General features: G+C 61.6%; 21 protein-coding genes. 9 read left to right on the top strand and 12 right to left on the bottom strand.

Annotation, left to right across the window (positions count from 1 at the left end):
- The first annotated feature begins 19 nt into the window (after window positions 1–19).
- From HMPREF2565_RS05630 to HMPREF2565_RS05610, 5 genes are read left to right on the top strand one after another with little or no spacing between them, the layout of a single operon-like run.
- Window positions 20–622, top strand: coding sequence for a ComEA family DNA-binding protein (locus HMPREF2565_RS05630; RefSeq protein ID WP_049156481.1), 603 nt, complete (start codon window positions 20–22; stop codon window positions 620–622).
- Window positions 619–1,869, top strand: coding sequence for a ComEC/Rec2 family competence protein (locus HMPREF2565_RS05625; protein WP_071407001.1), 1,251 nt, complete (start codon window positions 619–621; stop codon window positions 1,867–1,869). Before HMPREF2565_RS05630 ends, HMPREF2565_RS05625 begins: the two co-directional genes overlap by 4 nt.
- Window positions 1,866–2,813: a DNA polymerase III subunit delta gene (gene holA, locus HMPREF2565_RS05620; protein ID WP_071407000.1), complete on the top strand. Its 948-nt coding sequence runs from the start codon at window positions 1,866–1,868 to the stop codon at window positions 2,811–2,813. The genes HMPREF2565_RS05625 and holA overlap by 4 nt, the downstream gene beginning before the upstream one ends.
- 11 nt (window positions 2,814–2,824) lie before the next feature.
- Window positions 2,825–3,193, top strand: a complete 369-nt coding sequence (locus tag HMPREF2565_RS05615) for an ankyrin repeat domain-containing protein (protein WP_046648995.1) — start codon at window positions 2,825–2,827, stop codon at window positions 3,191–3,193.
- Window positions 3,190–3,831: a LysE family translocator gene (locus HMPREF2565_RS05610; RefSeq protein WP_071406999.1), complete on the top strand. Its 642-nt coding sequence runs from the start codon at window positions 3,190–3,192 to the stop codon at window positions 3,829–3,831. The genes HMPREF2565_RS05615 and HMPREF2565_RS05610 overlap by 4 nt, the downstream gene beginning before the upstream one ends.
- On the opposite strand, the gene HMPREF2565_RS05605 is transcribed toward HMPREF2565_RS05610, so the two are convergent.
- From HMPREF2565_RS05605 to HMPREF2565_RS05590, 4 genes are all read right to left on the bottom strand, one after another.
- The gene (locus HMPREF2565_RS05605; RefSeq protein ID WP_246819121.1) at window positions 3,828–5,006 is read right to left on the bottom strand and encodes a type II restriction enzyme; all 1,179 of its coding nucleotides are present in this window, start codon (window positions 5,004–5,006) and stop codon (window positions 3,828–3,830) included. The genes HMPREF2565_RS05610 and HMPREF2565_RS05605 overlap by 4 nt on opposite strands.
- On the bottom strand, window positions 4,999–5,808 hold the full coding sequence (locus tag HMPREF2565_RS05600; protein WP_071406997.1) for a DNA adenine methylase: 810 nt from the start codon (window positions 5,806–5,808) through the stop codon (window positions 4,999–5,001). The genes HMPREF2565_RS05605 and HMPREF2565_RS05600 overlap by 8 nt, the downstream gene beginning before the upstream one ends.
- Window positions 5,809–6,072: a 30S ribosomal protein S20 gene (gene rpsT / locus HMPREF2565_RS05595; RefSeq protein ID WP_010190855.1), complete on the bottom strand. Its 264-nt coding sequence runs from the start codon at window positions 6,070–6,072 to the stop codon at window positions 5,809–5,811.
- Between the two features lie 118 nt (window positions 6,073–6,190).
- A complete protein-coding gene (locus HMPREF2565_RS05590) occupies window positions 6,191–6,712 on the bottom strand; it encodes a type II toxin-antitoxin system PemK/MazF family toxin (protein WP_049156445.1) in 522 nt (173 codons plus the stop codon).
- Window positions 6,713–6,730: 18 nt separating this feature from the next.
- On the opposite strand from HMPREF2565_RS05590, the gene lepA reads away from it, so the two are divergent.
- Window positions 6,731–8,578 (top strand): translation elongation factor 4, encoded by a 1,848-nt coding sequence (lepA, locus tag HMPREF2565_RS05585; RefSeq protein WP_070754968.1) that lies wholly within the window; start codon window positions 6,731–6,733, stop codon window positions 8,576–8,578.
- Window positions 8,579–8,584: 6 nt separating this feature from the next.
- Here lepA and HMPREF2565_RS13380 read toward each other — a convergent pair whose 3' ends face one another.
- From HMPREF2565_RS13380 to HMPREF2565_RS05575, 3 genes are all read right to left on the bottom strand, one after another.
- Window positions 8,585–10,225, bottom strand: a complete 1,641-nt coding sequence (locus HMPREF2565_RS13380) for an ATP-binding cassette domain-containing protein (RefSeq protein ID WP_084738720.1) — start codon at window positions 10,223–10,225, stop codon at window positions 8,585–8,587.
- A 404-nt stretch (window positions 10,226–10,629) separates the two neighbouring features.
- Entirely contained in the window at window positions 10,630–10,836 is a 207-nt protein-coding gene (locus HMPREF2565_RS05580) for a hypothetical protein (RefSeq protein WP_210385885.1), read from the bottom strand.
- Window positions 10,837–10,846: 10 nt separating this feature from the next.
- Complete coding sequence (locus HMPREF2565_RS05575; RefSeq protein WP_071406995.1) at window positions 10,847–11,926, bottom strand: alpha/beta hydrolase; 1,080 nt, start codon at window positions 11,924–11,926, stop codon at window positions 10,847–10,849.
- A 62-nt stretch (window positions 11,927–11,988) separates the two neighbouring features.
- On the opposite strand from HMPREF2565_RS05575, the gene HMPREF2565_RS05570 reads away from it, so the two are divergent.
- Window positions 11,989–13,356: a M20 metallopeptidase family protein gene (locus HMPREF2565_RS05570; protein WP_071406994.1), complete on the top strand. Its 1,368-nt coding sequence runs from the start codon at window positions 11,989–11,991 to the stop codon at window positions 13,354–13,356.
- Here the strand turns inward: HMPREF2565_RS05570 and HMPREF2565_RS05565 are convergent.
- Genes HMPREF2565_RS05565 through HMPREF2565_RS05555 form a run of 3 tightly spaced genes read right to left on the bottom strand, consistent with a single transcriptional unit; the run spans window position 13,292 to window position 15,266 of the window.
- Window positions 13,292–14,062, bottom strand: coding sequence for a PrsW family glutamic-type intramembrane protease (locus HMPREF2565_RS05565; protein ID WP_071406993.1), 771 nt, complete (start codon window positions 14,060–14,062; stop codon window positions 13,292–13,294). The genes HMPREF2565_RS05570 and HMPREF2565_RS05565 overlap by 65 nt on opposite strands.
- Window positions 14,059–14,481: a hypothetical protein gene (locus HMPREF2565_RS05560; RefSeq protein ID WP_070513652.1), complete on the bottom strand. Its 423-nt coding sequence runs from the start codon at window positions 14,479–14,481 to the stop codon at window positions 14,059–14,061. Before HMPREF2565_RS05560 ends, HMPREF2565_RS05565 begins: the two co-directional genes overlap by 4 nt.
- The gene (locus HMPREF2565_RS05555; RefSeq protein ID WP_084738721.1) at window positions 14,478–15,266 is read right to left on the bottom strand and encodes a PrsW family glutamic-type intramembrane protease; all 789 of its coding nucleotides are present in this window, start codon (window positions 15,264–15,266) and stop codon (window positions 14,478–14,480) included. Before HMPREF2565_RS05555 ends, HMPREF2565_RS05560 begins: the two co-directional genes overlap by 4 nt.
- Before the next feature lie 88 nt (window positions 15,267–15,354).
- Here HMPREF2565_RS05555 and HMPREF2565_RS05550 point away from each other — a divergent pair, with 88 nt between their 5' ends.
- Both HMPREF2565_RS05550 and HMPREF2565_RS05545 read left to right on the top strand, forming a co-directional pair.
- Complete coding sequence (locus HMPREF2565_RS05550) at window positions 15,355–16,536, top strand: sensor histidine kinase (RefSeq protein WP_246819120.1); 1,182 nt, start codon at window positions 15,355–15,357, stop codon at window positions 16,534–16,536.
- Window positions 16,536–17,186 (top strand): response regulator, encoded by a 651-nt coding sequence (locus tag HMPREF2565_RS05545; RefSeq protein WP_070545468.1) that lies wholly within the window; start codon window positions 16,536–16,538, stop codon window positions 17,184–17,186. Before HMPREF2565_RS05550 ends, HMPREF2565_RS05545 begins: the two co-directional genes overlap by 1 nt.
- Here HMPREF2565_RS05545 and HMPREF2565_RS05540 read toward each other — a convergent pair.
- Window positions 17,183–17,563, bottom strand: a complete 381-nt coding sequence (locus HMPREF2565_RS05540; RefSeq protein WP_071406992.1) for a hypothetical protein — start codon at window positions 17,561–17,563, stop codon at window positions 17,183–17,185. The genes HMPREF2565_RS05545 and HMPREF2565_RS05540 overlap by 4 nt on opposite strands.
- The gene (locus tag HMPREF2565_RS05535) at window positions 17,564–19,429 is read right to left on the bottom strand and encodes a BCCT family transporter (RefSeq protein ID WP_070513640.1); all 1,866 of its coding nucleotides are present in this window, start codon (window positions 19,427–19,429) and stop codon (window positions 17,564–17,566) included.
- Between the last annotated feature and the right edge of the window lie 114 nt (window positions 19,430–19,543).

Below are 19,543 nucleotides of genomic sequence, written 5' to 3'. Positions count from 1 at the left end.
GCTGCGTAGCGTCGCGGGCATGAACGCCATTGCTGATCGTCTCCGCGACCTCACCCGCCCCACCGGGGAAGAAGAACTGCTCAACGTCGACTTTCCGCGCGTGCGCGTGCCACCCTGGCTGGCGCTTGTCGTAGCCGGGCTAGCCGGCGTCGCGCTCCTCGCCTGGCTGGGGCTGAGCCGCAGCGCGGAGAACCCTTATGAGGTGGCCGCACCGAGCAGCGAGGTGGCGGCCGACATCGTGGTCTCCGTCGTGGGCGACGTCGAGCAGCCGGGCCTGGTGACCTTGGCACCGGGCGCGCGCATCAACGACGCCCTTGAGGTGGCACGCCCGCGCGTGCCCACCGACAACCTCAACCTGGCGCAGAAGCTTAACGACGGCGAACAGATCACCGTCGGCGCTCCACCCGCTGCCCCAGGTGCCACGGCCGAAGACACTATCTCCCTCAACTCCGCCACCGCGGAGGAGCTCACTGAGCTTCCCGGGGTAGGGCCGGCCACGGCTGCGGCGATCATCGCGCACCGCGAGGAAGTCGGGAGCTTTACCACCGTGGAGCAACTCATGGACGTCTCCGGCATCGGCCCGGCGAAGTTCGCGAAGCTCAAGGACAAGGTTCGGCCGTGAGAGAGCTGCGGCTCGTACCCGCCGCGGTGGTCGCATGGTTGGCCACGCTCGCAGTACTTTTCGGCTACCCCTGGCTGCTGGGTGGGCTCGTGGCGTTCGCGTTCTTGGGCGGGCAGTGGCGCGGCCAGGGCATCTTGTGCGCGGCGAGTGGGGCCATCTTCGCCACCCTTGCGCATGTGCGCTCGGTGCGCGCGGCGGGCTTTCATATTGGTTCGGAGGTGACGGGAAAACTTGCCGCCGAGCCCACCCAGACCGCCTCCGGATGGATGGTGCGCTTGCGCGTGCCCGGCTATCCGGCGCAGCTGCCGGTCTTCCTCAAGGAGGAACCGGAGGCCTTCAGCGGCTCCCTCGTTACGGTGCACGGTCACCCCGGTCCGTCTGACCGGGTAGGGGTAGGGCAGACCGTCTTCAGCGGTGAACTCACCGCGCACGCCCATAGCTGGACCGCCGCGGTGGCGGAGAACTTCCGCGCCGTGTGCGATAACGGCCTTATTCCCGGCATGGTGCTGGGCGATACCAGCCTGCAAAGCCCCGAGGACAAGCAGCTTTACATCGACACCGGGCTGTCGCACTTGAGCGCCGTGTCGGGCTCTAACGTCGCCATCGTGTGCACCGCGGCCGCGTTGGTGGTGCCGGGGCCGCGGGCGAGGGTGGGGGCGTCGGCAAGCGCGTTGGCGTTATTCGTGGCGCTGGTGGGGTGGGAGCCCTCCGTCCAGCGCGCCACCGTCGCTGGGCTGGCCGGTTTGGTGGCGGTGCTCCACTCCTCGAAGATGGAACCGCTCCATGCGCTCTCCCTCGGCGTGCTGTTCCTGCTTGCCGCCGACAGCGACCTAGCCGTCAGCTTCGGCTTCGCGCTCTCCGTGGCGGCGACCGCCGGCATCGTGGCGCTGACCCCGCTGCTGTTGCGCGTGCTGGGCACAGGTATTGTCGCCCGCGCCTTCGCCGTGGCCATCGCCGCGGATATCGTGACCATGCCGCTCATCGCGCTCATGTCCGGGCGGGTCTCGGTGGTCTCTGTCATCGCCAACGTGCTGGTGGCTCCGGTCGTGCCGGTCATCACCGTCGTGGGGCTTATCGCCGCCGCCCTGGCGCAGGTGGGGCTGGGCAGGCCGCTTGTGATCCTCATTGAGCCCTTGGCGGATTGGATCCACTTTGTCGCCTCCTCGATGCCCGTGACCACCGTGGCCGCCGGCCCTTTCGCGGTGCTGTTGCTCGGCGGGTGGATCATCGCGGCGTTGCTAAGATGACAGGCATGTCTTCAGCCCCCGTGCACCTCATCCTCGGCGATGACGAATTCCTGGCCGAGCGCGCCCGCCTGAGTATCCAACACGGCGAAGTAACCAAGCTCAAGGCCTCCGAGGTGAGCGAAGGCGAAATCCTGGAAGCGACCAGCCCCTCCCTGTTTGGGGAGGACCGCGTCATCGTCATCAGTGACGTGGAACGGGCCGGCAAGGAGGTCACGAAGATCCTCCTCGACGCCTGCGCCAACCCGATGCCCGGCATCACGCTCATTTTGATCTACTCGGTGACGGCGAAGACGCTGAAGAAAAAGAAGAAGCCGCCGGAGCTCATCGCGGCGCTGCGCAAGACGGCCGAGGTGCATGAGGTCTTCTCCCTCTACCCGAACGAGCTCGCGCAGTGGGCCACCCGCGAGTTCGCCTCGCATGGGGTGCGGCCTACACCGGATGTGGTGCAGGCGCTTCTCGACGGCGTCGGCTCCGACCTCCGCGAACTCGCCTCCGCCATCTCGCAATTGGTCTTCGACACAGGAGGCAAGGTAACCCGCGAGGCGGTACACGCGTACTACGTAGGCGTGGCAGAGGTAGCCAATTGGGATATCGCGGATGCTGCTGTGGCTGGCCGCGTGGAGGCGGCGGTCTCCACGTGCCGTCGGGCGCTGCAGTTAGGGGCGAGCCCCGTGGCCATCGCCTCGGCGCTGGCTAACAAGGTGGGCAACATCGCGCGGCTTTACTCCGCGCGCGGGGATCAGTACTCGCTGGCTTCCCAGACCGGCATGGCGCCCTACGCGGTAAAACTCACCCAACCGGTGGCGCGGCGCTGGTCGGGGGAGAATATCACCAAGGCCGTGATCCTCATGGCGGAGCTGGATGCTGCGGTCAAGGGCCAGGGCGGCGACGAGTCCTTCGCCATCGAGGCGGCCGTTAAACGGGTGGCGGAGCTGGCGCGCTAGACTAACCCTCCATGGATGACATCCAGAACTTTGCCACCAAGCTTTTTGACTTTGCCCGCAACGGCGATGCCACGCTGCTCGAGTACATCAAGCAGGGCGTCAACGTGGACATGGTGAACCAGGACGGGCAGTCCTTCATTATGCTTGCCGCCTACCACGGCCATGCGGAGCTGGTACGCCAGCTCGCCGCGGCGGGGGCCGACGTCAACCTCCTTAACGACCGTGGCCAGTCGCCATTGGCCGGAGCGATTTTTAAGAAAGAAGACGCGGTGATCGACGCCCTCCTCGACGCCGGCGCCGACCCCTCCGCCGGCCAGCCTAATGCCCTCGACTCGGCCCGCATGTTCGGCCGCGAGGACCTTCTCGAGCGCCTGTCATGAGCTGGTCCGCGTTTGCGGCCATCCTCCTGATGAATCTCGTTGGTGCGGCAGCACCCGGCCCGGACATCGTCCTAGTGACGCGCTATGCCACGCGCTCGCGCCGCCACGCCATTGCGGCGGCGACGGGCATCCAGGTCGGCGTGCTGTTCTGGTGCACGCTGACCGTGTTCGGTGCGGCCGCCCTGCTCACCGCCTTCCCCGGCGTCCTCTCGCTGATTCAGGTGATCGGTGGCTGTTTCCTGGTGTTTATGGGCGTGCTCTCCATTCGCTCCGGGCTGGAGCTGCGCAAGCAGCCGCCCGTCGATGAGGAGGAGGCGGCCGCCCGCTTGGGGTCGGGGGGCAAGGTTTTCCGCACGGGTTTGGCTACCAACTTGTCCAACCCGAAGATCGTGCTCTTCCTCGCCGCTATGGTCGCCCCGCTGCTGCCGCCGCACCCGCCGGTGTGGGTATCGGTGGCACTGGTGCTGAGCCTATCGCTGTCGAGCTATCTGCTCTTCGTCTTTCTCTCGACGGTTATTTCCACCCGCGCGATTCGCCGCCGCCTCCTGGCCGCCGGCCCGTGGATCGACATCGCCTCCGGCGCCTTCTTCGTGGTGGCCGGCTGCGCTCTGGTGTGGGCCGGCATCCAGGCTGCCTAGTCCTGTTCCAGCAGCTCCGCGAGCCACTGCGACCATGCCGCGACCGTGGCGGAGCGGCGGCGCAGGGTCGAATCACCCAGGCCCAGGTTCGCCGCCCGCATGAAGACCATTGCCTCTTCTTTATCCACCGCTCGGCCCGTATCCACGACGTGCCGCACCATGTCCCGGAACACCGGCCGGCAGGCCAGTGCCTCGATGAGGGTGAGGTTGCGTTCATCGCGCGTGCCGCTGAGCTTGGTCAAACCCAAGTAACGGGCGGCGTTGGTGTAGTAATCAGCCTGGCGCGGGGTAAAGCCGAAGGCCTCGGGCATATCTGCCTTCGGGACTGGGTTCTCCAGCAAGCTGATGACCCGCGCAAAGGAGTCCGCCTGTGGGAAAGGAACGCGCGTGCCCTCGACCTGTGTGCGAGCCAGCACCGCGCGCACCGTCGCGTCGGTCACGCCAGACTCGCCCAAAACATAGCGCGCCGCGCTTACGAGCTCGATGCTGCGGAAGTCCTCCGGCTGTCTAAACGCGTAGCGGTAGAAATGGAAAATGCCGTTGGAGTAGACCAGGTACACCGGCACCACCTCTTTATCCAGAGCCAGCGAGAAGCGGCGGAAAGGGAAATAAAGCTGGCGGATGTTGAAGTCGGGGGAGAGGTGGTTCTTCGCCTCCACGAGCACGAGGTGTTCGGCGGATTCGAAGCCGGCATCGATCTCCATCTGGGCGCGGTCCACCACCACGTCGCGCCCGCCGATACGCATGGGCAGCGTGAGCGTCGACATGCGCCCGCTGACCGTCGGCACCAGCTCACCGCCCAGGAAATCTTCGAGCATGCCGCTTAAGCTCGCCGCGGTCAGTGCCGCTGCCTCCGAGGTCAGGTTCTCGAAGTCAATGGACTGGATGTGGCTCGGAACCGGCATCGACTTCAGCGGCCCGGCCTGCTCCGGGAAAGGCTGGTACAGGTCAAAGCGGCCAATCAGGTAGGCATCGCGGCGAATCGGCAGCATGGACAAACCGTGCTTTCGAAACACTTCGGGGCGCGCCGCCGAAAAGTCATGCTTGGCCATCAACCGCGGCTCGCGGCCCGATAGCTCCTTAAGCTTCGCGGCGGGCAATACCGCAAAGCCCTGGTCCGCGATGTCGGCGGCGATGTGGGGGTAGACGAGGTCCCAGGCGGCGTCGTTAAGCATAATTGCGCACGAGCACCTCATCGACCTTGCCGCGCTTCGAGGCCACGGAGTTCACCGCGCGCGTGGCCCCCACGATGTCGATGTGGTAGTCCGCGTACAGCTCCTTGATGAAGTCCGTCGCGGAATTCGACAGCAGGAACTTCACCCCGCGGGCATTGAGGTCGTCGCAGGTTTCCTTCAGCCGAATCTGATCCGCGCGGCCAAAACCACCCGACTGGTAGCCGGTGAAATTGCTCGTGGGGTTGACCGGATCATAGGGCGGATCGAAATAAACGAAATCCCCCTCGTTGGCCTCCACCGCAGCGTAGTCGCCGTTATAAAACGTCACGTCGTGGGTGGACAAGTACTCCGAGACCGCGCGCAGATTGGGCTCATCGCAAATCTTCGGGTTGGCATAGCGGCCAAACGGGGCGTTGAATTGGCCCGCGTTATTCACCCGATAAAGCCCGTTATAGCAGGTCTTATTCAAATAAATCGTGCGGGCAGCCCGTTCGACAGGGCTTAAGTGCGCAAACCCCGGCTCGCGGTCGCGGGCGCGCATCTCGTAGAAGAAATCCGAGTCATTCGGATAGCCCTGCAATAGGGCGATGAGCTCGTCCACGTTATCGCGGACCACCTCGTAGACGGTGATGAGCTCGATGTTCAGGTCATTGACCCGGGCGCGTTCGGGCGCCAAAGAAAAAAGAACCGCTCCGCCGCCCAAGAAAGGCTCGACATAAGTGTCGAAGCTCTCGGGCAGCATGGAGTGGATAACGGGCAGCAGTTGACGCTTTCCCCCCACCCACTTCAGGAGCGGTTTCATTTAGGCCATCTTGTTGAAGGCGGTGGCCATGCCGGACTTCTTGTTAGCCGCGGTGTTGCGGTGGAAGACGCCCTTAGACACGGACTTGTCCAGTGCGCGGGAGGCAACGCGCAGCTGCTTCTCGGCTGCAGCCTTGTCGCCAGCGGCGACGGCCTCACGGAACTTGCGGATCTCGGTACGCACGGCGGAGCGTACGGACTTGTTGCGCTGACGCGACTTCTCGTTGGTCAGGATGCGCTTCTGCTTGGACTTGATGTTTGCCATCGTTATACCTCTTAGAGTCGTAGGAATGTGTAACCGAGGAAGGCGGACCCAAGGTCCTGACCGCCAGCGTGCCCCGGCATCCCAAAAAATTTAGCAGGGCGCGGGCCGAATCCCCAAATCAGGCCCAGTGATAACGCGAGCGCAGCCGGTTAGCAATGCGTTCGAAGCGGCGTTCCGGGAAGAGCGTGCCCTGTCGGCGGCATTGTTCCTCGGAGATTTCCAACACGCGGTCCATCCGCACCCAGCACTGCCGGCCGGATTCGTCCCATTCGCCGGTGCCGATATCGAGCCATTCCTCTTTGTTCGCGTGGCCCGGGTTGGGGGAGATGAGCAGACCCAGCACGGTGGTGCGTGTGCGCGAGACAATGAGCACGGCCCGCTCGCGCGGCGGGGACTGCTTGCCATCCGAGGGCGCCCACACCCAGACAACCTCGCCGGAGTCTGCCTGCCCGTCCATGTCGGGGGTGAAGAAGACGCTGCGCGGGTGGGCGGCGGCACACTCGACGCGAATGTCGGCGGCTTTGCGCGGTTCCGTCACGGAATCATTTTGGTTCAACCCCAAGCCTTCGGTGATGCGCTCGAGACCGACGTCGACAGGCTCAGGGCCTCCGATACCGAGAATGCGTGCCAACCTAGACATGTCGTCTATTCTAAACACATGTCTACAAACTTCGCGGCCACTACGTTTACGGATCCGTCCAAGATCCGAAACTTTTGCATTATCGCCCACATCGACCACGGCAAGTCGACGCTGGCTGATCGCATCCTGCAGTTGTCGCAGGTGGTGGAGGAGCGTGATATGCGCGACCAATACCTCGACAACATGGATATCGAGCGCGAGCGCGGCATTACCATTAAGGCGCAGAACGTGCGCTTGCCCTGGATTCCTCGCTCCGGTGAGTTCGAGGGCCAGGAGATCGTCATGCAGATGATCGATACCCCTGGCCACGTGGACTTTACCTACGAGGTTTCCCGCGCGCTGGAGGCGTGTGAGGGCGCCATCCTGCTTGTCGACGCAGCCCAAGGCATCGAAGCCCAAACCCTGGCCAACCTTTACCTGGCCATGGAAAATGACCTGGAGATCATCCCGGTCCTGAACAAGATCGACCTGCCCGCGGCCGACCCGGAGAAGTACGCCCTGGAGATTGCCCACATCATCGGCTGCGAGCCGGAAGAGGTGCTGCGCGTGTCCGGCAAGACCGGCGAGGGCGTGCCGGAGCTGCTGGATAAGGTGGCGGAGCTCATTCCGGCACCGACGTCCGAGTTCGGCGAGGATGCCCCGGCCCGTGCCATGGTCTTCGACTCCGTCTACGACACCTACCGCGGCGTGGTGACCTACATCCGCATGATGGACGGCAAACTCACCCCGCGTCAGAAGGTCACCATGATGGCCACGGGTACCAACCACGAGCTGCTGGAGGTGGGCATCGTCAGCCCCACCATGCAGAAGTGCAAGGGCTTGGGCCCGGGTGAGGTGGGCTACCTGATTACCGGCGTGAAGAACGTGCGTGAGACCAAGGTCGGTGACACGATTACGTGGGCGTCGAATGGCGCTACTGAGCCGCTCAAGGGCTACGCCGACCCGAACCCCATGGTGTACTCCGGCTTGTTCCCGATCTCCCAGGCGGACTTCCCGGACCTGCGTGACGCGCTGGAGAAGCTGCAGCTTAACGACGCCTCCCTCACCTTCGAGCCCGAGACCTCCGTCGCCCTCGGCTTCGGCTTCCGCTGCGGATTCCTGGGCCTGCTACACATGGAAATCACGCGCGACCGTCTGGAGCGCGAGTTTGGCTTGGACCTGATTTCCACGGCACCGTCGGTGACCTACCGCGTGGTGGCAGAGGACGGCGAGGAGTCCATGGTGCACAACCCGTCGGACTGGCCCGGCGGCAAGCTGCGTGAGGTCTACGAGCCGATCGTGAAGATGACCATCATCGTGCCGGAAGAGTTCGTCGGTTCGACGATGGAGCTGTGCCAGTCCAAGCGCGGCCAGATGGGTGGCATGGACTACCTGTCCGAGGACCGCGTGGAGCTGCGCTACACCATGCCGTTGGGTGAGATCATCTTCGACTTCTTCGACATGTTGAAGTCCCGCACCAAGGGCTACGCCTCCCTCAACTACGAGGAGGCCGGCGAGCAGCTCGCAGACCTGGTGAAGGTGGATATCCTCCTCAACGGTGACCCGGTGGATGCCTTCTCCGCCATCGTGCACCGCGATTCCGCGCAGTGGTACGGCAACAAGATGACGAAGAAGCTCAAGGAGCTCATTCCACGCCAGCAGTTCGAGGTTCCCGTCCAGGCGGCGATTGGCTCGAAGATCATCGCGCGTGAAAACATCCGCGCGATGCGCAAGGACGTGCTGGCCAAGTGCTACGGCGGCGATATCTCCCGTAAGCGCAAGCTGCTGGAGAAGCAGAAGGCGGGTAAGAAGCGTATGAAGTCCATCGGCTCCGTGTCGGTGCCGCAGGAGGCTTTCGTGGCGGCGCTGTCCACGGATAGCGATTAAGAGAAACTAAGCTTCACTGGGAGGCTCTTTTTGCTTTGATGAAGGTGCTTCATTGGCATTGGTTAATTGAAGCACCGTATCGTCGTGACGAATAGGTGCTGAGGCATCGTGCGTTGAAACAATGACCGTTTTTTCGCGTGCAAGATCTTCAATAATTCCCCACACCAATGCCCGTGAATTCTTGTCTAAGCTACTGGTTGGCTCATCGAGGACCACAATTGACCCAGGCTTAGCGATCAATGCTCGTGCCAAGGCGATTCTTTGTTTTTCCCCACCGGATGCCCCACCGTCTTCACCCGCTACATCGGAGTTCTTCTTGCAGCCCGTTGAAGAAAACTCGTGTAGTCCTACTGCTGTGAGTAACTCGTCAGCTTTGCACACGGCTATTGATCTGCCAAAAACAACGTTGTCTATGGCGTTGGCGTTTAACAGGCTTGCGCTTTGAGGCGCATACGTTGAATTTTCCCTTATCTCACAAGATTCTTGTTGCAAGGGTAACGAATACTCATTTAGATTTAGGAACCCTTCCAAAACCGTCGTTTTCCCTGAGCCGCTTGGACCAAGAACCCAGATTGGTCTTTGTTCATGTCGCTGGTGTGCCGAAGCTGCCATGTCAGACAAACGCAGTATTTGCTCATTCCACAAATCCACGTTTTGGCTTGTTGCGGCGACGAACCCCGTTGGGCGAATCTTTTCGCTTGCTTCACTCGCATGGGAAACTGAAACAGCGAGTGTGGACACTCCAAATCCGACGGATTGAAGAGGCGTAATGGTTGCAATGGCGATTCCTGTAGACGAAATAATTGATCCGATTGCCTGCGCATCTCCATTATTTGTTCGAAGGATAATGGCTATAATGAGAACGCAAATCGTTATTGCTAAAACGATTCCTTGGGCAACATACAGCCGCCGCGTCATGGTATAGGAATAGACTCCAGCGCGTTCTACTGTGCTTCGATCTTTTCTATAGCGAGATTCCAAAAATGCTTGGGTAGAAAACACTGTCGCTTCTTTCCAGAGGGACAAAGAATTCCCTAGGACGCCGAAACTGCGCATGCTCTCTTTGAAAAACTTTGTCTGGGCGTTCTGGTGGCTTTGGATTAGCCGATAGCTGACCACACAATAGGTCACAATGGCTGCTGTGAGGATTATTCCTTCTAACCAAGTGCTGGCAATAACGACTAGGAAAATGCCGGAGGCTAAAGAAATGGTTGCCGGCAATATAGACAGGTAGATGCTGGATAAAGTGTCACGATAAGCGGAAGCCTCGCTATCAATGGCAAATGAGATCTCTCCGTTATCAGCATGTGATCGTGCGCTAGGGCTGGCATCGATGCTATCGGTGAGAGACCTAGCCATTCGCTCTGACTGCAGCTTTTGCTCAATCGTTCCATACGTTGGAAGTAATATGTATCTCGAGGATGCTCCTAAAAACCAAATCAGAGAATAGGTTATAGAAAGCTTTAGGCCAATTGTAATGAAGTCTTCTCTGTTTGAACTATTAAGGAGAGAGTTGACTCCACTTCCGAGAATGTACGGGGCAATGACGGTACAAATTGACGAAATTACAATGGAGACGAGGACTAAAAAGTTGCTCCAAGGAGATAGTTTCCAAGATTGCGTAATGACTTGTCGTATAAATTGCATTCGGAATCCATTTTTAAATGACTCGTGATTATCGTGATGTCAGATGAGTCTATCCGAAGGGGACTGGCCCGGCTCTGAATTCGTTTCCAAAGTGCGAAAGCCAAAGGGTGGTCGAAAAATGTCGCCCTGATGTGAGGTAGGCGACAATCTTGAAAGTGTGTTAACTATAGCGCATCGGGTGTTAGCTGTCTATCCCTAGTTTTGGAAGTGAAAAGGGGTAGAGATGGGAGGCCCCGCAGATCGAGGCCTCTCCAGAGCTGCTCGCGTGCAAGTCCTCTGGCTTGCTGGGTTCTTTGGTCCACCAGCGCGATCTCCGAATGCGGTGGCGGATGTAGGTTTCTAATTCCTGCCCATGGGCACGAACCTCGAGGCAGGCCCCAACACCCCGCAACCGAAACGCAGAATTACTCGGCGTTAAACGAATAGCTCCCAGTCAACTCGTTGTGGATGACAACGGTATAGTCCTGGCCGTTGGCAGTGGCGCCCTCGATAAGCGCTTGGAGCTCCTGAGAGTTGTAATGGCGGCTTAGGCCTACGTAGAACACCGCAAGAATGACGAGCCCTGCCACGAGGATGGCGGCGGGGATGAAAATGCTGCGGAATCGGGACATGCCGTCGACGTTAGTAGAGAGCCGGTTTAATCGCATCCCACGCCGGCTGCAATTGCTTGCCAAACATCACCCAGTCGTGGGTGCCGTCGGTGAGATAGTCGGTGGTGTGGGGGATTGAGGCGTCGTCAAGCGCGGCGGAAAATTCCTCCGTACAGCGACGCGATCCGGCCTCCAAAAGGGTGCCCCCGATGCGATCATTGACGGACTTTCCGGGATAAGCCGCCAGCTCCTCGTCCGTCCACGCGCCCGAGGCCGCGGCTAGGTACAGAGCCGTGCCGCGCAGCCCCTCCGGGTGGGACATGACGTCATTGCGCAGCCAATCCTCCGAACCGCGCGGCCCCCACATGTTCGTCGGGTCGCCGCCTTTAGTACGCACCGTCAAGTCCACCGTGCCCTGGCCCACCTGGCTGGTGGTAGAATAGCAGCCGGAAATGCCCGCCACGCCATTGAAGAAACCCGGGTTGTTGTTCGCCATCATCACCGCGCCCGACGCGCCCATGGACAACCCAATGAGCCCGCGCTTGCCGTTGTGATTGAGTTCCGCTTCCACGACGGGGGCGAGTTCGGTGGTGACAAAAGTTTCCCACTTGTGGCGCCCCAACTTCGGGTCATCCTCTCTCCAATCGGTCCACATGGATCCGGCTCCCTGCGAGGGGATGACGATGCTGGCGTCGGATTCGCCGAAGACGCGCTTCACATGCCCCTTGGTGATCCAGTTCGAGGTCTCCGGGGAGTCTACGCCCTCGAGAAAGTACACAACGGGCCCGCCGTTGCCCACGACGACGTCGACAGGAATATCGCGCCCCATCGACGGCGAGGAGATGATCCACTTCTCACGGCCAGGTTCGTCGGTGGCACGCCGCTCAACGAGGGAGACCTCGTCGATTTCTTTAATCGGGAACGGGTACTCTTCCTGCTCCGTGGACCACGCGTCGGTAAGCAGATGGGAGGAGGTGCCCAAACCGTCGATAACGTTGAACATGGTGTCGACGGCCCACTGCGATGAGGCCTCGTCGCGGCTCGACAATTGGTAGGAGGAGCCGGGCGTGAACATCAGGGAGCTGGCCACCAGCGCGGAGAAGAGCTTCATAAACGGCTACCTTAATACAGATTCCGGTATGCTCGGCGCACATGCTCGGAAAGGATGACACCATGAAGATGGCCCCGCGCCACCGTCAGCAATTGCCACCGCTTCCGATGGTTTCGGCCAAGCTGGGGGAGCGGTTGGCCAGCCAAGTGTTCGTGGAGGAAGGCCGGGAGCTGCTTCCGGAGTTACAGGAGTTCCGTCGCGATATGCACCAGAACCCGGAGGTGGGTTTGCACCTGCCGCGCACGCAGGAGAAGGTGCTCGAAGCTCTTAATGGTCTGCCGCTGGAGATTCAGCTGGGACGCGATCTCAGCTCGGTCGTCGCGGTGCTGCGTGGCGGCAAGCGCGGCGAGCGCCCCGTGTCGGTGCTGCTCCGCGCGGACATGGACGCCCTTCCCGTGCGTGAGCAGACAGGCAGCCCGTTTGCCTCGACGAATAACAACATGCACGCCTGTGGCCACGACCTGCACACGGCGGGGCTGATCGGCGCGGTGAAGATGCTGTGCCGTCACCGCGAGGAGTTGTTGGGCGATGTCATCTTCATGTTCCAGCCGGGTGAGGAAGGCCCGGGCGGTGCGCAGCCGATGATCGATGAGGGCGTGCTCGACGCCGCCGGCCGCCGCCCCATTGCCGCCTACGGTTTGCACGTCGGCCCGCAGGATAAGGGCACCTTCCACCACATCGCGGGCCCGATGATGGCCTCGTCGTCCAACTTGGGAATCACCGTCTACGGCAAGGGCGGACATGGCTCGCGCCCGCACGATGCGATCGATCCCGTTGCGGCCCTCGCGGAGATTCAGGTGGCGCTGCAGGTGGCGCTGACCCGGCGCTTCGACGCGAACTCGCCGATTGTCATCACGGTGACCAACCTGCGCGCAGGCGACGGTGCGGTCAACGTCATCCCGGACAAGGCGGAGCTGGGCGCGACGGTGCGCGTGCTTCGCGACGAACACATCGACGCCGTCCGCCAAATGATCATCGAGGTCTCGAGCTCCGTGGCGGCCTCGCACCGTTGTACCGCGAAGGTGGACTTTGAGGTCCTGTACTCAGCCACCAAGACCTCACCGCGCGAGGACCAGTTCGCGGCGTCGTTGTGGGCGGGGATGTTCGGTGCGGAAAACGTGCTGACCATGGACACGCCGATGATGGCCTCGGAAGACTTCGGCGCAGTGTTATCCCAGGTTCCGGGCACCTTCATGTGGTTCGGTACGGGGGATCCGCACACCCCGGAGCACATGCGCGAGTGGAACCACTCGCCGCTGGTGCGCTTTGATGATTCGGTTCTGGGAGACCAAGCCGCGGCCCTAGCGGCGGTGGCTTTTGAGCGCCTCGCCGCCGAGGACGCCCACCCCTCGCCGGCCACGAAGGCTATGCGTGCGCCGGTGCAGGGGACGGGGTCGGATGCGCAGCCGCCTTCTTCCGCAGCGCAATAGTGCCCCAGATGGTGGCTACCCACTCGGCGAGCACGACGACCATGCCGGCGAGGACGGGCCAGATGGCGTCGTCGAACGCGGTGCTTAGCGACGGGAAGAGGTTGTTCGTCACGTGCACCGCGATGGCGGCACTGAGCCAGCGCACAGGCTGTTTCTGGGATAGGCCATAGGCGCTAAGCCCGGTGAATAGCGAGTGGGAGAGCGGGTTGGACACCAGACGGATAACCACTGCCGCGATTACACCGGCGCTATCCGAGTCGAGGTTATCCGCCGTCATGCGCGCGAAGGCGGTGGCGTCCTCACCCGCAGTGAAGCCGATGCCCACGGCCACGCCCACGAAGACATAGTCGAGCCAGCTACGGGGCCGGATGACGCAGGTGCAAATGAGAATCACGCCGAGGAATTTCACCACTTCCTCGTTGAAGGGAGCGTAACCCGCAGCGCCCAGCCACTCTAGGCCCGAGCGGGCAAGGAGGTGTGTCATGTTCGTATTGAGCTCCACCGCGAGCCCGGAGACAGCAAAGCCCCACACTACGCCGTGCGCAATTCCTGGGCAGCGGCGCAGGAAGAACAGCGTGAGGGAGACGAGTACGGCGGCGAAGACCACAGCAGTCAGCGCGCTGGCGGGTAGGAAGGGCTCGCGAGTGTAGTGAACAATGGTCACCCCTAGCGCGCCGAGGGTTAGCAGATAGTACAGGTACTTCAAGCTTCCTCCTTCTGAACACGGTCGGCGAAGTCACTTGCCTTCGGGCCCTCGATATACAGGAAGGAGATGGTGTTGTCGTGCGGGTGAGCCAGCGTGATGCCGTCGCCGTCCTCGACGCGGTAGAGCTCTGGCGCCTGGGTGGTGATGGGGGCGTCGGTGAGCGCGCGCGTCCCGATGAAGGAACGGTGCTGCCGCGGCAGGTAGGTCTCGACCTCGTGGGAGGAGCTGCCTTCCTCAGAAATGATGGTCGCACCACCGCAGTTCCAGGTCTGCGAGGAGGCGTACGGATCCTCCGGGCATTCAAGCCCCGGGATACCGCGTACGGGCGTGGTGTCGGGAGTGGGGTCGGGGAGGAGGGCGTCGGCAAGCGGTACTGCGGCGAGGACGCCGATGCAGGAATAAATCAGTGTGTTTCTCATGCTTTTGACCCTACGAACTGCGGGTTTGCGCCGGTATCCTCCGCAGGGAGGATTTTCCGGAGCTTGACGATGCTGACAATTGTGGCGACCCACAGGGAGATGAGGATGAGGAAGGTGGGGAAGATGGGCCAGAAGGCGTCCTCAAACGCGGTAGAGATAGATGGGCCGAAATTGGCTGTGAAGTGCACCGCCATGGCGATAAGCAGCCAACGCACCGGTTGCCTGCGGGAGAGCCCATATGCTGCGATGCCGGTGAAGAATGAGTGCATGAGCGGGTTCGCGATGAAGCGGACAAGCACCGCCAGCAGCGTTCCCTTGAGATCAGAATCCAGGTTCTCCAACGTCATGTTGACGTAGTAGACGGCGTTTTCGCTCACGCTAAAGCCCATGCCCACGGCCACGCCGACGAAGACGTAGTCCGCCCAGTGGCGGGGCCGGATGACGCAGGTGCAAATGAAGATGACGCCGAGGAATTTAAGGACTTCCTCGGTGAGTGGGGCGATTCCAGCGATGACCAGCCAGTCTGGGACCGTGCGGATGAGGAGGTGGTTCATGTTCTCGTTGAGCTGGCCGGCGACACTGGAAACCGCAATGCCCCACACCACCCCGTGCGCAATGCCCGGGTGCTTGCGCAAAATCAGCAACGTGAGACCGATTGCGACAGCCGCATATAACACTGCGGCGAGCGCGCTGGTAGTGACGAAAGGACCTTGGGAGAAATCATAAACGGCGAACACCAGCCCGGCGGCGGTAAGCAGTTCATATAAAGTCTGTGTTCTTCTCATGCGGTTTAGGTTATGAACTGCGCCCGGGGTGCCGGTATCCTCCGCAGGGAGGATTTCCATACCCTGGGGGAGAGTTATCGTGTCAACCATGACGAGAAAGACGAGACCATTGTGGATCACGGTGCTGCTCATCATGCTCTGCGTGGTGGCGGATATGGCCACGTGGATCCTTCAGATCGAGACCTTCGAGGTGACGGACCGGGAAATATACGTCACCTCCTTCATGATTCTATTTGCCGTTGTCACATGGGTTCTGCTGCCCTTTGCCCTGCACCACTCGCGGCGCGAGCGCAACATCCACGAGGAGTACCCCGGCCACCCAGTGACGCTGATTGCGGCTCTACTCGTCTTAGCGCTAGGCGGGTTTCGCCCACTGTCGCTGTCAGTGCTGGTGGTGTTGATATCGCTCATCTCGCGCGGCCGACTGCGGTGGTCCTTGGCGGGGACTGTGGTGTTGGTGGTCTCGTATGCGACCGTCATGGCGGTGCCCTACTTGCACTTGAGCTACCTGTCGGTTTTCGGATACGGGTTCTTTGGAATCATCGTGCTCGTCGTCGCTTGGATTACGGGCTCGGTGCGCGCGCAGCGCCGCCAGCGCGAGTTCACGTTGGTAAGCCTGGCGGAGCTCAATGAGGACCAGTTGCGCTCGCGCGAGGAGAGGGCGCGCTTGGAGGAACGCAACCGCATTGCCCGCGATATCCACGATTCCCTCTCGCATCGGCTCAGCCTTATTTCCGTGTACGCGGGTGGCCTGAGCTACCGCAAGGATGCGGACCCAGAGCACATCGCCGAGGCGGCAGACACCATCCAGTCGGAGGCGAAGGCCGCCGTGGAGGATCTGCGCGGGGTCATCAAGGCGCTGCGTGTGGACGACCGGGTGGATCCGCGCGCGAGCATCGAAGAACACATCGAGCGCGCACGGGCGGCGGGGACGAAGGTGCGGTATGAGAAAGGGGACGCGCATGAGAGCATCGATAGGCTTAGCACGATGGCAGCTCACACGCTGGGCCGCGCCGTGCAGGAGGGGCTGACCAACGCGCGCAAGTACGCGCCGGGGCAGAAGGTAAGGCTCACCGTGGAGAACGAGGAGGATAAGGTGCGGGTGACCATGCAGAATAAGAAGGCGGCGCACCAGCCGAAGTCCGGCGGCGGCAATGGCCTGTTGGGGCTGGAGGAACGCGCCCGGCTGGCGGGAGGCACCTTCACAGTGCTTGACGACGCCTCCACCTTCACCTGGGTCCTCGAGCTACCGGAGGAGGCACACGCGTAATGATTTCAGTGGTGTTAGTCGATGACGAGCAGGCACTGCGGCGCGGTATCCGCTTCATCCTGGAAGGCGCAGCAGACATCGAGGTGGTGGCCGAGGCCGGCAATGGGCGCGATGGCGTGGCCCGCGTGCTGGATCTGCAACCGGATGTCGTTCTCATGGATATCCGCATGCCCGTGATGGACGGCATCGAGGCGGCCGGACAGCTGCGCGCGAGCGCGCCAGACCTTCCGGTGGTCATGCTCACCGCTTTTGATACGGATGAGTTCATCGTGGATGCGCTACACGCCGGCGCGATGGGGTTCTTGCTGAAGACCATCGAGCCGGAAGGACTGGTCTCGGCGGTGCGGGCCGTGGCCGCAGGACAGCAGCTGCTGAGCCCGAAGGCGCTGAAGAATTTGCTGGCGCTCAAGCGTCCTGAGCCTGCGCCCACAACCGCAGCCAAGTCGCCTGAGCCCCGCCCACTGGAGGGCTTAAGCCAGCGCGAAAACGAGGTGGCGGAGCTGGTGGCCCAGGGCCTAGACAACCAGGAGATTGCCGGACAGCTCTACGTTTCCGTGACCACGGTGAAGACCCATATCAAGCACATCCTGGACAAGCTCGGCGGCACCAACCGCGTGCACATTGCGATTGCGGTGTTGGAGTCGCGCTAGCCTCGGCGGAGGAAGGCGGAAATGATGCCGATGATTGCGATGACCACCACGATGATGGAGGCCGCCGGCCAGTACTGGGGGTAGTACTTCAGCGTGTAGCCAAAGACCTGGCTGTCGTTGAACTGTTGGGCCAGTGCGATGGGCATCCACCACAGCTTGGTCAGCGTCAGGATCGCGCCCAAGAGCCCGGCGATGATGCGGACCGGCCTGCGCAGGAAGAAGCTGGCCGCCACGAGGAGAACACCAACAATCGTGAGTGCGAAAAGCAGAGGCGTATCCACGGCGAGCGGCGAGCCATTGATGAGGAACTCGTGGTCCACTTCGTGCTGTTCGATAAGCGTGTAGCCGTCGAGGACGACATCGTCGGGGATGCCCACTTAGGTCTCCTTCTGCTCAGAGTTCGGGTCGTAGCCATCGGCCCAGGTATCGGTGTCGAAGTCGTAGTCTACATTCTCGCCCTTTTCATCGGTGCGCTGGTACCAGTCTGTGTAGCGGTGCGCTGAGGAGTCGAAGTCGGAGCCGGCACCGCGGCCCTCGTCGGCGTGCTCGACGGTGATCTCGAAATCATCGCCGTGCTCCTCGATGCCGCGCACGACGGCGTTTTCCACCGCGGCACGCGCGTAGGCGCGGCGGATGAATACCGGGTCGGAGCGCAGGTCCTTGATGAAGGCCACCATCATGACGAGCAGCACGATGCAGAAAGGTAGCGCTGAGAGGATTGTCAGGTTCTGCAGGCCTGTGAGCACGTCCTCACCACCGGTCAGAAGCATGACAACAGCGATGCCCATCATGCACAGGCCCCAGAAGATAACGATGATCTTGTTCGGGGCGGGATTGCCCTTGGAGGACATGGTTCCCATGATGACCGATGCGGAATCCGCAGAGGTGATGAAGAAGACCGCCAGCACCAGGATCAAAATGAAAGGCGTGATGCTGCTCAGCGGCAGGTTGTCGAACATGGCGAAAAGAACCTGCTCGCCGGAGGCGGAGCCATCAAAGTTGGGTAGTTCTTCGCGCTGGAAGGTAATGGCCGTGCCGCCGAAGATGGTGAAGGCCAGGATGAGGATGAGGGAAGGGGCGAAGACGGTCACGGCCGTGAATTCGCGCAGCGTGCGGCCACGGGAGATACGGGCCACGAACATGCCGACGAACGGCGTCCAGGCGATCCACCACGCCCAGTAGAACGCAGTCCAGTAGGACTGGAACTCGACGGTTTCATCGCCCCAGGACAGGCCTTTGGCCATCATCGGCAAAAGCTGGTCGATGTAGGTCACGATGCCGGAGGGCACGAGATTGAGCAGGAGCAAGGTCGGACCGGTGAAGAAGACAAAGATGACCAAGCCGAGTGTCACCGTGATGTTGAAATTGGAGAGATAGCGCACGCCGCGGGAGACACCCGAGACCGCCGAGATGATGAAACCGCAGCCCAGGACCGCAATGATCACGATGAGCACGGAGTTGGTCAGCGGGCCGGCACCGCGGATGATGGAGACGCCTTGGCCGATCTGGATGGCGGAAAGACCCAGTGTGGCGGCGGTGCCGAAGAGCGTGGCGACGAGGGCGAGGACGTCGATAAGCTTGCCCAGCGGGCCGTCGGTATCGCGGGAGCCGAACAGCGGCTTGAAAATCGAGGACACCAGAGGGACGCGTCCGCGGCGGTAGGAGGAATAGGCGATGGCGCCGCCGACGAGGGCATAGGCTGCCCAGGGCGAGATTCCCCAGTGGTAGTGCGCCTGGGCCATGGCCTGGTGCAGGGCCTCGACGCTGTTGCCGTCGACGGTGTGGGGCGGCGGGGTGAGATAGTGCGACAGCGGCTCTGACGGGCCGTAGAAGAAGATGCCGACGCCGATGCCGGCGCCAAACATCATGGCGACCCAGCTAAACCAGCCGAACTCAGGCTCTTCGTCATCGGTCCCGAGCTTGATGCGACCTAGACGGGAGCAGCCGATGTAGAGCATGGTGGCTACGGCCATCATCATGGTGATGTTGAGCAGCCACCCGGCGTTCGTGATGGCCCAGGAAAAGGCGGAGGAGGATGCGGCCGAGACGGATTCTGGCGAGCTAATGCCCCACACGATGAAGGCTACGACGAAGGTAGCGGTGCTGAAAAAGGTGATTTTGTCGAGGGCGAAAGCGTTGCGTTGGTCCTCCACGCCGATGCCAGGGACCAAGCCCGGGTGCATGTCGTGGGGATAGATGCCTACTGGGGGACCGGTGGCTTGTCGAGAGTTCATGGTGACCATTATCGCAGGTGCGCGAAATGACAGTGTTGTGAGCTAGGATGAAGACACTTATTTCTGCGTCGATTGGAATGCCATGTCGCTGCCTAATTTTGATGAGAATGTCCGTGAGCTGGA

The organism is Corynebacterium sp. HMSC072A04 (genome assembly GCF_001809235.1).
GTDB classification, from domain to species: Bacteria; Actinomycetota; Actinomycetes; order Mycobacteriales; family Mycobacteriaceae; genus Corynebacterium; species Corynebacterium hiratae.
This window is presented reverse-complemented; position numbering and strand designations above follow the sequence as displayed.